The organism is Streptomyces sp. NPDC107454 (assembly GCF_055582885.1).
In genome coordinates this window covers 46,199-59,139 of sequence record NZ_JBVJPA010000002.1, presented here as the reverse complement: position 1 = coordinate 59,139, position 12,941 = coordinate 46,199, and the positions used below count along the sequence as shown (strand labels likewise).

The following is a 12,941-nucleotide window of genomic DNA, read 5'->3' as shown; positions in this document are numbered from 1 at the left end:
CTCAATAGTTACCCTTTGTAGGTAACGCCACGGTAGTAACTCAGGACGATGCTCACAAAAGGCACAAGCATGTTCGGTAGTAACACCGCTGATCCCCACGACGCCCCTGCCGCCTCCCACGCTCCGGCGACCGACGACTCCTCTGAGACTCCGCCCGCGCCGTCGGCAGTCCCACCGCACCCGTGCGCGGCCTGGCCGGACAACGGTGCCGGGATCCGCGAGACCCTGGACCGCGTCGGTGACAAGTGGTCGGTGCTGGTGGTCGGCATCCTCGCGGCAGGCCCGCTGCGCTTCGGAGTCCTCCGCGATCAGGTCCCCGGCATCTCCCAACGCATGCTCACCATCACCCTGCGCCACCTGGAGCGCGACGGCCTGCTGACGCGCACCGTCTACCCGCAGGTGCCACCCCGGGTGGAATACGAGCTGACCCCCCTGGGGCACGGCCTGCGCGAGACCTTCTACACCTTCGTGCAGTGGGCGACCGACCACAACGACGAGATCGAAGCGGCCCGCCGCTCCTACGACGAGGCAACGTGAGTGGTGAAGACGGCCGAGAGACGTGCGTGAGCGGTTGGGAAGTGCGAATGATCGCTCTGTAGGGAATCGACAGCGAGGTCGTCCGACGAGGTCGTCCGCCGGGCAGCCGGTGCACTACATCGGCGTGACCTGCACCCCGCCAGGCCCCTTGGCTCTCAGCTGTCGGTGGTCAGAACCTTCACCAGGGCCTCAACAGCGACCACGGCCTCCGGGGTGGCCAGCACGAGCACCGGGTCAGGGGTCTGCAACAGGAATCCGCTCCAGACTCGGAAGACAGCGCCGCCGTCCGCTCCCTCCTTCGCGAAGGAGATGCATCCCGGCAGATATCTCGAGTCGCTGCGTCCTCCAGGTACCCAGGGCGGAGGGCCGTCCGAGAACCGGAGGTAGTTGTGACTGGTGGAGGGATGCCACTGGCTCAACGCACTTGCCCGGGCGGCCAGCGCCAGTTCCTCCTCGACGGGAGGCACCCACGAGTCCGTCCCACGCAGCGACGCATCATGAGCTCGTGCGCATTGCATCAGCCAATCCCAGTCATCATCCAGCGACCATGAGGTGCCATCTCCCATGCGCCGAGTCTGACCGGACTCCTGAGCGCAGGTAACCCCCGACGGGATACCCCTGTCTCAGAGGGCGGTTCGGCACCCAGGAGCTGTCCGGCCGATCATGTGTCTGGCTCCTGCTCGGCGCCTGTGGTTTGCCGCTCGGGTTCCAGCTGAGGGGCTTCCATCGGGAAGTGGATGGGACTGAGCAGGTATTGCGCTCGCTCGGGACTCGGCTGGTTGGCAAGTTTCGGCGCGATGGCCGCGCGCAGCTCGCCGATCAGTTCCTCCAGCTCCGCCGAGCTGAGCCAGAGTGCGTGCTGGCGGTAACCCACCTGGTCGGTCACGGGATCAGCTCCGTCGCGGTCGAGATAGGCGGTGAACTCGGCCAGCAGGGCGGTCATTGCGGTGGCGAAAGCCTGCCGGTGGTCCTCGGGGGTGAGTGTGCGGACCACCTCGGGGCCGATCACGGCCCGGTCCTGTCGCAGCCGGTAGTGGCGTTGCACGGCGCCGCGCACTCTGCGTTCCTCGGCCACCTCGAGGATCCCGCCGCCCATCAGGAGATCGATGTGCCGGTAGATGGTGGCCTTGGAGGCTTCTGGAATGCGCGCGCAGAGCTGAGCGGTGGTCAGCAGCCTTCCGCCGCCCATTGCATGCACGATCCGCAACCGGATGGGGTGGGCGAGCAGGTGCAGGGAGTCCATGCTCAACTTTCTCACGACTGCTACCTTTCTCAAGTATGAGAATGAATGAGGGTGGGGCACTGGATGTGGCGCGGGGCTTCGCCGCGCTGCTGCAGGCTGAGCGGTTCGGCGAAATCATGGGGCTGTTCGCGCCCTCACTGAGGGCCGCGGTCTCGGCCGAGGCGCTGCGGCTCGCGTGGACGGCCGAGGCCGCCGGACAAGGCGGGGTCAAAGTGATCGAGCAGCCGGTGACCGAGGCCGGCGAGGCCGACCTGGTGCGCGTGCGCATCCCGGTGACTTGCGCCAACGGCGGCTTCGTCGTGGTCACTTCGGTCGGCGACGACGGTCTGTTGCACGGATTGAGACTCGATCCGCACAGCGGCGCCGTGTGGCAGCCGCCGCACTACGCGGATGCGGACCGGTTCACCGAGCGGGAGGTCCTGGTCGGTACCGGGCCGCTCGCGGTCCCCGGTACGCTCAGCCTGCCCGCCCATCCCGGACCGTGGCCCGCCGTGGTGCTGCTCAGCGGTGGCGGCGCGTTCGACCGGGACGAAAGCAGCGGCCCGAACAAGCCGCTGAAGGACCTCGCCTGGGGGCTCGCTTCCCGGCAGGTGGCCGTGCTGCGCTTCGACAAGGTGACCTTCGCGCACGCGGATCGTCTGCCATCGGACTTCACCATGGCCGACGAGTACCTGCCTCATGCACTCGCCGCCGTCCGGCTGCTGCGGCAGCATCCCGAGGTGGCGCCGGACCGGATCCACCTGCTCGGCCATAGCATGGGGGGGCAAGGCGGCGCCCCGGATCGCCGCCGCCGACCCGTCGATCGCGGGTATGGTGCTGCTCGCTGCGGACACGCAGCCGATGCATGAGGCGGCCGTTCGGGTGGCCCGCTATCTCGCGGAGCTCGCCCCCGGTCCGAGCGCGGACGAGGCGGTGGCAGCACTCGTCCGGCAAGCCGCGTCGGTGACCGACCCAGAACTCACACCTGACACACCGCCAAAGCTGCTGCCACTGGGCTTCTCCGCCGCCTACTGGCTCGATCTGCGTGCCTACGACCCGGTGGCCACGGCAGCCCAACTGGACTGCCCGATGCTGATCCTGCAGGGCGGGCGGGACTACCAAGTGACCGTCGCCGATGACCTGTCACGCTGGCAGCGCGCCCTGGCGCGCCGCCCGGAGGTGACGATCCGGATCCACCAGGACGCCAACCACCTGTTCTTTCCCGGCAGCGGCCAACCCACCCCGGCCGAGTATGCGAGGCAAGGACATGTTGCCCCCGCGGTGGTGGACGAGATCGCGACCTGGCTGACGCGACGTTAGGGGAGGCCATGCCTGAACGCGGCGATCTCTCGGATGTCGAGTGGGAACGACTCCGGCCACACCTGCCGGTGAGCAACAGGCGGTGCGGGCGTTGGCGAGATCATCGACAGGTGATCGACGGGATCCTTCACCGGGTGCGGACCGGGGTGCCATGGCGTGATCTGCCCACGCGGTTCGGGCCCTGGAAGACGATCTACGAGCGGCACCGGTTATGGTCGGCGGACGGCACATGGGAACGCTTGCTGCAGCACGTGCAGGCCATGGCCGATGCGGTAAGCGAGATCGACTGGGACGTGTCGGTGGACTCCACTATTGTGCGCGCCCATCAGCACGCGGCCGGTGCCCGTACCGATCCACCCCTGAGACACGCCAGGTCAAAAGGGGGCGAGGAAACAGAACACCAAGTCGAGAGATCATGCCGAAGTCTGGTCGGTCGGCCGGCGGTGGTGGCGACGAACGAAATGAGGGCCTGGGCCGCTCACGCGGCGGCTTCACCAGCAAGATCCACCTGAGTGCCGACGGCCTCTGCCGCCCGCTGTCCCTGATCGTCACTGCAGGGCAACGGGCGGACTGCACCCAGTTCGCATCGGTGCTGGAGAAGATCAGGGTTCCTCGCCTCGGAACGGGCAGGCCCCGCAAGAAGCCCGACAGCGTCGCGGCAGACAGGGGTTACAGCAACGGCCCCTGCCGCCAGTACCTGCGAGAACGAGGCATCCGGCACACGATCCCGGAGAACACCGACAGCAAGGCCGCCCGCCTGCGCAAAGGATCGCGAGGTGGACGACCGCCCGGCTTTGACAAGGATCGCTACAAGAAACGCAACACCGTCGAGCGGGCCGTCAACAGGCTGAAGAACTCCCGGGCAGTCGCCACCCGCTTTGACAAGCGCGGCTATGTCTTCCTTGGCACAGTCACAGCAGCCGCCCTGGTCATCTGGCTCCGCACATGATCGGCCGGACAGCTCCTAGTCGGCCTCGGAGGCGGCTCAGCCTTCCAGGTAGGCGAGTACTGCCAGGATTCGGCGGTTGTCGTCCTCGGACGGTTCGAGTCCGAGTTTGGTGAAGATGTTGTAGCTGTGCTTGCTGACGGTCTTCTCGCTGACGAACATCCGGCCGGCGATGGCGGCGTTGGAGCGGCCCTGGGCCATCAGCGAGAGCACCTCGTGCTCACGCGGGGTCAGTTCCAGCAGGAGGGGGTCTGCCGAGCGGTGCGTGAGGAGAGCGCCGACCACGTCGGGGTCCATGACCGTACTGCCGGCCGCGACCTGCCGGACGTTGGCGACGAACTGGCCGACATCCAGCACCCGGTCCTTCAGCAGGTAGCCCACCGCCCCGGCGCGGTCCGACATCAACTCCCCGGCGTACAGCTGCTCGACGTACTGCGAGAGCACCACGATGGGCAGGCCCGGGATCCGCTTGCGTACGTCGATCGCGGCGCGCAGACCTTCGTCGGTGAAGGCTGGGGGCAGCCGCACGTCGACGACCGCGGCATCGGGCCGGTGGGTCGTCAGCGCCCTGATCAGCGAAGGGCCGTTGTCGACGGCGTCGACGACCTCGAAGCCGTTGGTCTGGAAGATCCTGATCAGGCCCTCGCGGAGCAGGGCGAGGTCTTCGGCTATGACGATGCGCACGGCAGCGACATCCTTATCTCGGTGGGTCCGCCGGGCGGACTGTCGGCGGTCAGGGTGCCGTCGAAGGCCGCGAGGCGGCGCGCGATGCCCCGCAGGCCGGTGCCGCCGTCGGGACTGGCGCCCCCGACGCCGTCGTCGGACACCCGCATCGTCAGCAACCCCGTCGTCGTGCCCGGGCTGGGCGTGAACTCCACGGTGATCTGGATGTGTTGGGCCTGGGCGTGCTTGATGGCGTTCGTCAGGGCCTCGGCGACGGCGAAGTAGGCCGCGGACTCGACCGGCGCGGGCAACCGTCCGGGCAGGCGGTGATCACCGTCGTCGGTATCGGGTTCGCCAGGGCCAGCGCCTGCACGGCACCGTCCAGGCCGCGGTCCGCGAGCACCGGCGGAGGGATGCCGCGTACCAGGTCGCGCAGTTCGGCCAGGGCGTCGGCGGTCGGCGCGCGGGCCTCGGCCAGCAGCTGCTGGACGGCCTGCGGATCGCCGGGCAGGAGTTGTTCGGCCAGGCCAAGGCTCATGCCCAGCGACACCAGTCGGGCCTGTGCGCCGTCGCGCAGGTCCCGTTCGATCCGGCGCAGTTCGCCCGCCTGGGTGTCGACGGTCTCGGCTCGCGAGGCGGCCAGTTGCGCGACACGGGCTCGTAGTTGTGCCTGCGCGGTGGGCGCCGGCGGGGAGCGGATCACCAGGGCGTTGAGGTTCGCCAGCCGCTCCGCGGTGGTGTACCAGAGCAGGAGGAACACCGGGCCGAGAGGAACCAGCGCGAACGACTCCTGGACGCTGTGCAGGCGAAAGCCGTTGCCCAGCGGCGTGCGGAACACCTGAGGAGGGGTCAGCGCGTACAGCAGTGGATAGCTCAAGTGGAAGACGCCGCAGAGGAAGAACAGGAACGACAGCCCGTAGGTGAACCACCCGGTGATCGAGTTGACCACCAGCCAGGCCCAGTCCCGCCAGGTCGCCGGGTCGCGCAGGATCGCCCCCAGGCGCACCAGCCAACCGCCGTCGGGTGTCGGCGAGTACGGCCGGGCCACCGGTTCGCCGAGTAGGTCGGCGGCCCACTGGCGGTGCAGGTCGGCGAACCAGCGCACCAGGACGGTCGAAAGCAGGGCCAGTGGGATGCCGGCCCCGAGCACGACGAGCGTCACCGAGGTGATCCAGAGCGTGAGCAGGCCGAAACCCAGGACCGCGCCGAGCAGCAGCACCAGCGACCAGCCCAGCAGGTTCACCCGCAGGGCGAGACCGGCGCGCGGGGCGACGCCGGTCGCGGGACGTACCCCCGACTGCGGTGTGCCACCGGGGGAGTGGCGCTCGCCGGAGTGAGTCATCGCGCTCCATCGTCGTGCATCGGTCCATCTTCGTGCTCGGTGCCGCGTCGACCGGTCGACCGGCCGGCCGATGCCAAGCCACCGTCACGGGCCTGAAGTTGATGATGACTTGCCGGCCCGAGTCCGCGCACTGGGGTTATCTCCACCATCGCAGGGACCCAGCACCCGTGTTCTTCTTCTCCGCGGCCGGGAGGCCGAAGGGGTCGGAACGCGTGGTGCGGCAGGCCCCACGTGGATGCGGCCTTCGCCCGACCCGATCGGCCCGTGCCTCACGTGCGATCGGCCCATGGCTCACGTTCGATCGACCCATGCTCCATGTCCAGGAGGACACCTCATGCCCCGGAACACGCCCTACTCGCGCCACGCTCGGCAGGCATATCTGACGCTGGCCCTGGCCGCGGCACTGACGGGTACGCTCGCGACCTGCGAGGCGTCCGCCGTGGCGCAGGGCACCGCCCACACCCCGACCGGACGGCCCAGCGCGGCGGCAGCCCAGGAGGCCCGACTGGCAAGGCTCGCCCAGCGGGACGTGGACGCCGGAGCTCCCGGCGTTGTCGTGCGGGTCGACAAGGGCGACGGGCGGGCGATCGAGATCGCCCGGCAGGCGCCCTGGACCAGGGCTGACCACGCGCTCACCACGAGCGACGAGTTCCGGATGGGCTCCAACACCAAGACGATGGTCGCCACCGTGATCCTGCCACTGGTCGCCGAACACCGGCTCAAGCTGAGCGAGCCGGTCGGCGAGTGGCTGCCCGGCCTGGTCCCCAACGGGGCCGCGATCACCGTGCACATGCTGCTCAACCACACCAGCGGCCTGTTCAACTACAGCACCGAACCCGACGTGCTCAAGGCGTTCACCGGCCAGGACACCAGGGTCTGGACGCCCCGGGAGGTGCTCGCCGCCGCCGTCCGGTACGACCCGCTGTTCGCACCCGGCACGAGTTACTCCTACAGCAACACCAACTACCTCGCGCTCGGCCTGATCGCCGAGAAGGTGACCGGACACACCCTGGGCGACCTGATCCAGCAGCGGATCGCCGGGCCGCTGCACCTGAAGAACACCTACCTGGTCACCGGCTTCGGCGAGACGAAGAACCCTCGTCTCGCCCACGGCTACGAACCGGACGCCGCCCACATCGGCCCGCTGCTCCCTCCGTACGCGCCCGCCGGGACGGCGTTCGCTGGCCCGGCACGGTCCGCGGGATACGTCGACACCACCCGGGTCAACGCCAGCACGCTCTGGGCCGCCGGCGGCATGGTCTCCACCGCGCAGGACTGGGCCCGCTTCTCCGGTGCGCTGAACTCGGGCAAGCTTCTGCCGCCCGTCCTGCTGAAGGAGATGCGTACCACCGTCGCCGAGGAGTCCGAGTTCCCGAACCGCCGGTACGGGCTCGGTCTGGAGCAGGTGTCCACCCCCTGCGGCACCGTCTGGGGCCACAGCGGCCAGGCTCCCGGCTACTCCAGCGAGGACTACACCGACCCCACCGGCCGCCGCACGGTCTCGGTCTTCACCACCACGGTCTTCGGTCTGGCCTCGCCGAACACCGGCCCCACCAATCCGGCCGGCCCCGCCAACCAGGCCCTGGTGAACGCCGCGGTGTGCACCATGCTCGACAAGCCGATCCCCACCACACCCGCGTCGGCGCCGACCGACTCCTGAGCCCCATCCCTCTGCCGGCCGGCTCCCGAGCACCCACTACACCCGCGTCCCCTGCCTGCTGACTCCTGACTCATTCCCCTCTCCGCACCGCAAAGAAGGTTGTTCAGTCATGTCCGCACTTGCCGGATATCGAGTTGGACCGCCACAGTCTGTTCAGCGAGGACGGCCGCCAGCGCCTCCTGTGGTTCACGGCCCCTCCCGGTACCGAGGGCGCCTCCCACACCGAAGGCGGCGTCCACGCGGACTGAGAGTGGGTTCCCCGCGGGACGGCGACCCCCGTGATGGCGAACTGCACCAGTCGACACCCGAAGGTGCCGCGTTCGCGGCCCCTCAGTCGAGACAGAACTCGTTGCCCTCGATGTCCTGCATCAAGAGGCACGACTCGTTGTCGCCATCGGCAAGCAGTAGTCGCACGCGTACCGCGCCGAGCGCGACCAGCCGTGCGCATTCGGCCTCGAGTGCGGCCACGCGCTCTTTACCCACGAGCCCGGTGCCGACCCGCACGTCCAGATGCACCCGGTTCTTGACGACCTTGCCTTCGGGAACACGCTGGAAATACAGTCGCGGGCCCACACCTGAGGGATCAACGCATGCGAACGCCGAACCCTGACGCTCAGGCGGCAGTGCGCGGTCGAAATCGTCCCAAGTAGCAAACCCCTCCGGCGGCGGCGGTACGACGTACCCCAACACCTCGCACCAGAAACGAGCGACGCGCTCAGGTTTTGCGCAGTCGAAGGTGACCTGTATCTGCTTGATCGCTGCCATTGGTCCATCGTAGAGGCGGGGTCTCTCTCGTCGTCTCCACGGGCTCGCCCCTGGCCAGGTTGTGGCGCATGCGGCCGACTCCTCGCACCCCCACGCCAGGACGACGTCTCGGGTACGGCGCGGGCGAGTTGCCGTCAGCCGCCGACGGGGCCGGTGTAGGTGCCGGGGTGCGTGGCGCCGTCCTGGAGCAGGACGCTGCCGCCGGGCCAGGCCAGGGTGGTCGAGGTGGTCTCGTTCGGCGGGGTGACGACGACCGAGGTGGCCTTGAACTCGGTGCCGCTGCCCTGGTTCCACGGCAGGAAGGTGATGGTGAACGTCGTGCTGCTGCCGGCGGCCAGGGTGACCTTCTTGGGCGTCGCACCGCTGCGGGTCAGCGACCAGCTGCCGCCGGAGGACTTGAGGTCGACCCCGGGGAAGCCCTGGATGGTGCACGCGGCGGACGTCTTGTTCTTCAGCACCACGGCCAGCTGCTGCTGGTCGTCCGAGCTGCTGACCTTGCCGTCGCCGGAGCCGAACGAGAAGCCCAGCCCCGCGGTGTGGCAGCGGCCCGCGCCGGTGCCGCCACTGCTGCCGGTGCTGGTGCCCGTACCGCCGCCCGTGCTGCCGCCCGTACCGCTGCCGCCCGTGCTGCTGCCCGCATCCTTGGTGGCACCCGCGTTCTCGGCCGGGGCGCCGCCGGTCGCCGTGGCCGAGGGCGAGGAAGCCGGTGCGGGCGACTGGTCGCCCGAGGCGTCGTTGCCGCTGCCGTTCCCGCAGGCGGTGAGCGTCAGGGCCAGCGCGGACGTGGCGGCGACAGCGGTGGCGGCGTGGAACAGGCGCATGGTGGTTCTTCTCCGTTGCATGAGGGGCGCCGACGAGCGCCGTGTTGATCACTAAGGTACGAGGTGATCATCAACAGCCGTGTAACAGAGGCGTCTTGACCTTGCGTCAGCCATCCAGAGGGCTCTCAGGGCACTCGTCGGGTTCCGTCTCTCAGCGGCTGCCGCACGCCCGGTCGCAGCCGCGTGAATCCCCAGGTTGTCGCGCGCGAGTGAGAGGGGCGAATTTCTTCCAACCGCTCTGGTTTTAAAGGGACTTGAATGTATGGTCGGCTGCGGCCTCTCACCGGGAGGGGCCAACACAGGGGGAGAACTGTGTCAGAGATTTCCCGGCGGACCGTGCTGGGCGCCGCCACCGGCACGGCCGCAGCGGCAGCGCTTCTCACCGCGGCAGGGACAGCGGAGGCAGCCGCCACCGCGGACGACACCAGCGACGACACCCGGCAGGCCACGAACCAGGAGACCGATACACCCATGGCCGTCACCACCGAAGCGCAGAAGTACGAAGCCTACGTGGCCAACGACGAGGGTGAATGGCTGACTCACGCCATCTTCGACGCCACCGCCGATATCGGCGACATGTGGGCCTTCGTCGACGCGGCCCTGGCGCGCCTGCGGCCGAGGTACCCCAACTACACATTCACCGGGAACGTTCGGCGGTACGACCAGGTGATCACCGACATCGCACACCCGTAAGGACTCGCTTCCGGAACGCTGTGGCCCGGCGCTGGGGACCGAATCCGCCTGATGCGGTCGGTCTCTCATCGCCGGACCGTTCCCCGCTCAGGGTGCGCCCCCGCTCTCCTCTCCGGTCTCGGGCCCTACTGCTTGGCGTTGTTCAGCCGGAAGCCACGGATGGGGCTTCTCGGTGTGGTCGGTCAAGGCAGGATCTCGACGTACCCGTCCGTTCCGTGCACGCGGATCCGCTGCCCGTCCCGGATCAGCCGGGTGGCCTGCTCCACGCCCACGACGGCAGGCAAGCCGTACTCCCGGGCGATCACCGCGCCATGGGTCATCTGGCCGCCCACCTCCGTCACCAGGCCCGCGACCGCGACGAACAGCGGCGACCAACTGGGGTCCGTGAAGGTCGTGACCAGGATGTCGCCCGCTTCGAGATCGGCCTCCGCGATGTCAAGGATGACGCGGGCCCTCCCCTCGATGGTCCCGGCGGAAACCGGGAGGCCGATCAAGGCGCCGGCCGGCACGTCGTCGCGCCGGTACGCCCCGGTGACGGCCTCACCGTCCGAGGTGAGCACCCGCGGCGGTGTGAGCGCGTGGTACGACCGGAAGGCGTCCTTCCGCTGCTGGATGAGCCGGTCATCCACCTGGTTCGAGCGCACGACGTCGTGGAGTTCCTGGAACGTGAGGTAGAAGATGTCCTCCTTCTCAGGAAGCACGCCTGCCTCCACGAGGCGCTCGGCCTCCTCCAGCAGGGCCTGCTTGTAGACGAAGTAGCGGCTGATGATGCCGTACTTCGGGTACTCCCGGTACCCGATGAAGGTTCTGACCCGTTCGATCATCCGCTTGGCCTCGTCGGCCTTCCGGGCCCCGTCCGGCAGGGCCCGCAAGCGTGAGAGCACGTCCTGTTCCTTCTTCCGCGCCTTCTGCCGCCCTTGTTCGAAGCGCCGCTCGGCGGCGCCCGGCTCGAAGTTCCTGACGTTGTCGAGGATCACGGGCACGAGCGTGGTGGGGCGCTCGCGCCAACGTGGCCTCGTGATGTCGATCTCGCCGGCGCAGCGCATGCCGTACCGGTCGAGGTAGGCCTCGATGGCGTCGCGCGCTTCGGTCCCGCCCGCGACCTTCGCCAGCTCGTCCAGGAAGGCCTCGTCCTCGACGTACGCGACGCCCCGCAGGAACGCCACCACCTCCGCGTGCGGGCGGATCACGTCCGCGACGTCGAGCAGCGCCAGTCCCATCTCCGAGGTGACGTTGTCGGGAGCGGACAGCGAGAGCGTGTCAGCCGCGTTCTTCTCGCCCAGCCACTCCTGCAGCGTGTCGTTGAGCCACCACGTGGCCTCCATCCCCGCCATGATCGCCCGCATGCTCAGCGGATCACGGAGGACTCGTTTGTGCTCCTCGAAGGCCTCCAGCAGGAAGTCGAACAGCGCCGGTCCGGACTTCGCCCGGATGTCGCGCTCCAGGGCGGCGATGGACACCTGGCTGCGCGCGATCAGCTCGGTGACGATGGCCGGATCGGTCGCGATCGGGGCGGACGCACCGCCGGCCGGCGGCCCGCCGGGCCCCGCGTCCGGGACCGACGGAACGAAATCGTCGCGGTCGAGGACGGTCTCCAGAGCGTCCCTGACCAACGGATCGCCTCTCCCCACGAGGTCCAGGAAGCCGGCGCGGCCCGCGGGCGAGGCCAGGCGCCGGGTGGCGTCCACGAACAGCCTCCCGCCGGCCTCCTGCATGGGCGCCATGGCCGTCAGCTGCCACACCGAGATCCCCAGCGGCTTCATGGGGTCGGTCATCATCTGCTGATGACCCACGGAGAGGTAGACGTGATTCTCCTGGTCACCGCTTTCCGGGATCGGGAACAGCGTCGTGATCGGCCGGCTCTGAACGATCTGGAAGCCGTCATCGGCCAGGCACCATTCGATGTCCTGCGGGCGGCCGAAGTGCGCTTCGATCCGCCGCCCGAGCTGCACGAGCCGTACGACCTGCGCATCCGTCAGCGTCGGCTGCTCCTGCCGCTGCGCGTCGATCGCGACTTCGTGCGTACCGCCGGCCGGAAGTGCTTGAACGGCACGCTGTTTGGCGGCGATCGTCCTGGCGACGACTTCGCCGTGCCGCACCTTGAAGACGTCCGGGTTCACCAGGCCGGAGACCAGGGCCTCGCCGAGGCCGAAGCCGGCGTCCACGGTGGCGACCTTCCGGTTGCCCGTGACGGGGTCGGCCGTGAACAGGATGCCGGACGCCTGCGGGAAGACCATCCGCTGGACGACCACGGCCATGTGGACCGTACGGTGGTCGATCCCGTTCCGCCGGCGGTAGGTCACGGCCCGCTCGGTGAACAGCGAGGCCCAGCACCGGCTGACGTGCTGGAGGATCGCCGTCGGCCCCACGACGTTCAGGTACGTGTCCTGCTGGCCGGCGAAGGAGGCCGTCGGCAGATCCTCCGCCGTCGCGCTGGACCGGACGGCGCAGGCGGCCTGCTCGCCGAGCTGGGCGAGCGCGCCGGTGATCACCGCCGCGAGATCGCCGGGGATGGCGATTCCCTCGATGGTCCGGCGGATCTGCGCGCTGAGCGTGCGGATCGCCTCACGGTCGTCCGGGTTCAGGCGCGACAGCTGATCGAGCCGATCGTCGAGCGACGGCGCTTCCGCCCTGATCCGCCGGAAGGCGTCCGTCGTCACGCAAAAGCCGGCCGGCACGCGGATGCCTTCGATCCGCGACAGCCCGCCCAGGTGCGCGCCCTTGCCGCCGACGACCGCAAGTTGCGTCTGGTCAACCTCTTGAAGGTCCCACACGTACCGCTCAGTCATCGCGATACCCCCGAGACAGCCGTGCTCCGTCGCAGTGCGGCGGCCGATCGCATCACCGGCGTCTCGGACTCCGTCGAAGTTCTTGTCGAGCGCGTCCTCCTCCCTGGTTGCCGTCCCTCTGCCGAGTCGGCCGACCGCTCCGCCCGGTCGGGCCCATACGTCGACAACAACACACGCACGTCG

Annotated in this window: 14 protein-coding genes and 1 pseudogene; 7 read left to right on the top strand and 8 right to left on the bottom strand. The window is 69.0% G+C overall.

The features are described from left to right. The first annotated feature begins 69 nt into the window (after positions 1 to 69). Positions 70 to 537, top strand: a complete 468-nt coding sequence (locus ACZ69M_RS04380; RefSeq protein WP_470046493.1) for a winged helix-turn-helix transcriptional regulator — start codon at positions 70 to 72, stop codon at positions 535 to 537. Between the two features lie 155 nt (positions 538 to 692). Here ACZ69M_RS04380 and ACZ69M_RS04375 read toward each other — a convergent pair whose 3' ends face one another. Together ACZ69M_RS04375 and ACZ69M_RS04370 are read right to left on the bottom strand one after the other, a co-directional pair. Further along, entirely contained in the window at positions 693 to 1,004 is a 312-nt protein-coding gene (locus ACZ69M_RS04375) for a hypothetical protein (RefSeq protein WP_470046491.1), read from the bottom strand. Between the two features lie 194 nt (positions 1,005 to 1,198). Then, positions 1,199 to 1,780 (bottom strand): helix-turn-helix domain-containing protein, encoded by a 582-nt coding sequence (locus ACZ69M_RS04370; protein WP_470046490.1) that lies wholly within the window; start codon positions 1,778 to 1,780, stop codon positions 1,199 to 1,201. A 35-nt stretch (positions 1,781 to 1,815) separates the two neighbouring features. Between ACZ69M_RS04370 and ACZ69M_RS04365 the strand changes: the two genes are divergently transcribed. The 3 genes from ACZ69M_RS04365 to ACZ69M_RS04355 all read left to right on the top strand — a co-directional run bounded on the left by ACZ69M_RS04365 (position 1,816) and on the right by ACZ69M_RS04355 (position 4,028). Next, entirely contained in the window at positions 1,816 to 2,628 is an 813-nt protein-coding gene (locus ACZ69M_RS04365) for an alpha/beta hydrolase family protein (protein WP_470046488.1), read from the top strand. Beyond that, positions 2,591 to 3,079 (top strand): alpha/beta hydrolase family protein, encoded by a 489-nt coding sequence (locus ACZ69M_RS04360; protein WP_470046486.1) that lies wholly within the window; start codon positions 2,591 to 2,593, stop codon positions 3,077 to 3,079. Before ACZ69M_RS04365 ends, ACZ69M_RS04360 begins: the two co-directional genes overlap by 38 nt. A gap of 8 nt (positions 3,080 to 3,087) precedes the next feature. Next, a protein-coding gene (locus ACZ69M_RS04355; protein WP_470046484.1) for an IS5 family transposase occupies positions 3,088 to 4,028 on the top strand; the annotation gives its coding sequence in 2 pieces (ribosomal slippage) (positions 3,088 to 3,453 and positions 3,456 to 4,028; 939 coding nt in all). Positions 4,029 to 4,064: 36 nt separating this feature from the next. On the opposite strand, the gene ACZ69M_RS04350 is transcribed toward ACZ69M_RS04355, so the two are convergent. The 3 genes from ACZ69M_RS04350 to ACZ69M_RS04340 are packed head-to-tail and all read right to left on the bottom strand — an operon-like array spanning position 4,065 to position 6,030. Continuing rightward, positions 4,065 to 4,709, bottom strand: coding sequence for a response regulator transcription factor (locus ACZ69M_RS04350; protein ID WP_470046483.1), 645 nt, complete (start codon positions 4,707 to 4,709; stop codon positions 4,065 to 4,067). Further along, positions 4,694 to 4,999: a sensor histidine kinase gene (locus ACZ69M_RS04345; RefSeq protein WP_470046481.1), complete on the bottom strand. Its 306-nt coding sequence runs from the start codon at positions 4,997 to 4,999 to the stop codon at positions 4,694 to 4,696. The genes ACZ69M_RS04350 and ACZ69M_RS04345 overlap by 16 nt, the downstream gene beginning before the upstream one ends. After that, complete coding sequence (locus ACZ69M_RS04340) at positions 4,948 to 6,030, bottom strand: sensor histidine kinase (protein ID WP_470046479.1); 1,083 nt, start codon at positions 6,028 to 6,030, stop codon at positions 4,948 to 4,950. Before ACZ69M_RS04340 ends, ACZ69M_RS04345 begins: the two co-directional genes overlap by 52 nt. A gap of 334 nt (positions 6,031 to 6,364) precedes the next feature. Here ACZ69M_RS04340 and ACZ69M_RS04335 point away from each other — a divergent pair, with 334 nt between their 5' ends. Together ACZ69M_RS04335 and ACZ69M_RS04330 are read left to right on the top strand one after the other, a co-directional pair. After that, a complete protein-coding gene (locus ACZ69M_RS04335; protein WP_470046477.1) occupies positions 6,365 to 7,690 on the top strand; it encodes a serine hydrolase domain-containing protein in 1,326 nt (441 codons plus the stop codon). A gap of 92 nt (positions 7,691 to 7,782) precedes the next feature. Beyond that, positions 7,783 to 7,938, top strand: a pseudogene (locus ACZ69M_RS04330) (transcriptional regulator); the annotation flags it as partial. Positions 7,939 to 8,020: 82 nt separating this feature from the next. Here ACZ69M_RS04330 and ACZ69M_RS04325 read toward each other — a convergent pair. Together ACZ69M_RS04325 and ACZ69M_RS04320 are read right to left on the bottom strand one after the other, a co-directional pair. Next, positions 8,021 to 8,455 (bottom strand): VOC family protein, encoded by a 435-nt coding sequence (locus ACZ69M_RS04325; RefSeq protein WP_470046475.1) that lies wholly within the window; start codon positions 8,453 to 8,455, stop codon positions 8,021 to 8,023. 134 nt (positions 8,456 to 8,589) lie between these two features. Continuing rightward, the gene (locus ACZ69M_RS04320) at positions 8,590 to 9,276 is read right to left on the bottom strand and encodes a DUF4232 domain-containing protein (RefSeq protein WP_470046473.1); all 687 of its coding nucleotides are present in this window, start codon (positions 9,274 to 9,276) and stop codon (positions 8,590 to 8,592) included. A gap of 312 nt (positions 9,277 to 9,588) precedes the next feature. Between ACZ69M_RS04320 and ACZ69M_RS04315 the strand changes: the two genes are divergently transcribed. Next, a complete protein-coding gene (locus tag ACZ69M_RS04315) occupies positions 9,589 to 9,969 on the top strand; it encodes a hypothetical protein (RefSeq protein ID WP_470046471.1) in 381 nt (126 codons plus the stop codon). 182 nt (positions 9,970 to 10,151) lie between these two features. Here ACZ69M_RS04315 and rph read toward each other — a convergent pair whose 3' ends face one another. Next, on the bottom strand, positions 10,152 to 12,758 hold the full coding sequence (gene rph, locus ACZ69M_RS04310) for a rifamycin-inactivating phosphotransferase (protein ID WP_470046469.1): 2,607 nt from the start codon (positions 12,756 to 12,758) through the stop codon (positions 10,152 to 10,154). Positions 12,759 to 12,941: the final 183 nt, after the last annotated feature.

Excerpts from the sequence above, each read along its gene's own strand:
- ACZ69M_RS04380 (WP_470046493.1), top strand. The coding sequence starts at position 70 with ATGTTCGGTAGTAACACCGCTGATCCCCACGACGCCCCTGCCGCCTCC.
- ACZ69M_RS04370 (WP_470046490.1), bottom strand. The coding sequence starts at position 1,780 with ATGGACTCCCTGCACCTGCTCGCCCACCCCATCCGGTTGCGGATCGTG.
- ACZ69M_RS04340 (WP_470046479.1), bottom strand. The coding sequence starts at position 6,030 with ATGACTCACTCCGGCGAGCGCCACTCCCCCGGTGGCACACCGCAGTCG.
- ACZ69M_RS04320 (WP_470046473.1), bottom strand. The coding sequence starts at position 9,276 with ATGCGCCTGTTCCACGCCGCCACCGCTGTCGCCGCCACGTCCGCGCTG.
- ACZ69M_RS04335 (WP_470046477.1), top strand. The coding sequence starts at position 6,365 with ATGCCCCGGAACACGCCCTACTCGCGCCACGCTCGGCAGGCATATCTG.
- ACZ69M_RS04365 (WP_470046488.1), top strand. The coding sequence starts at position 1,816 with ATGAGAATGAATGAGGGTGGGGCACTGGATGTGGCGCGGGGCTTCGCC.
- ACZ69M_RS04325 (WP_470046475.1), bottom strand. The coding sequence starts at position 8,455 with ATGGCAGCGATCAAGCAGATACAGGTCACCTTCGACTGCGCAAAACCT.
- rph (WP_470046469.1), bottom strand. The coding sequence starts at position 12,758 with ATGACTGAGCGGTACGTGTGGGACCTTCAAGAGGTTGACCAGACGCAA.
- ACZ69M_RS04360 (WP_470046486.1), top strand. The coding sequence starts at position 2,591 with ATGGTGCTGCTCGCTGCGGACACGCAGCCGATGCATGAGGCGGCCGTT.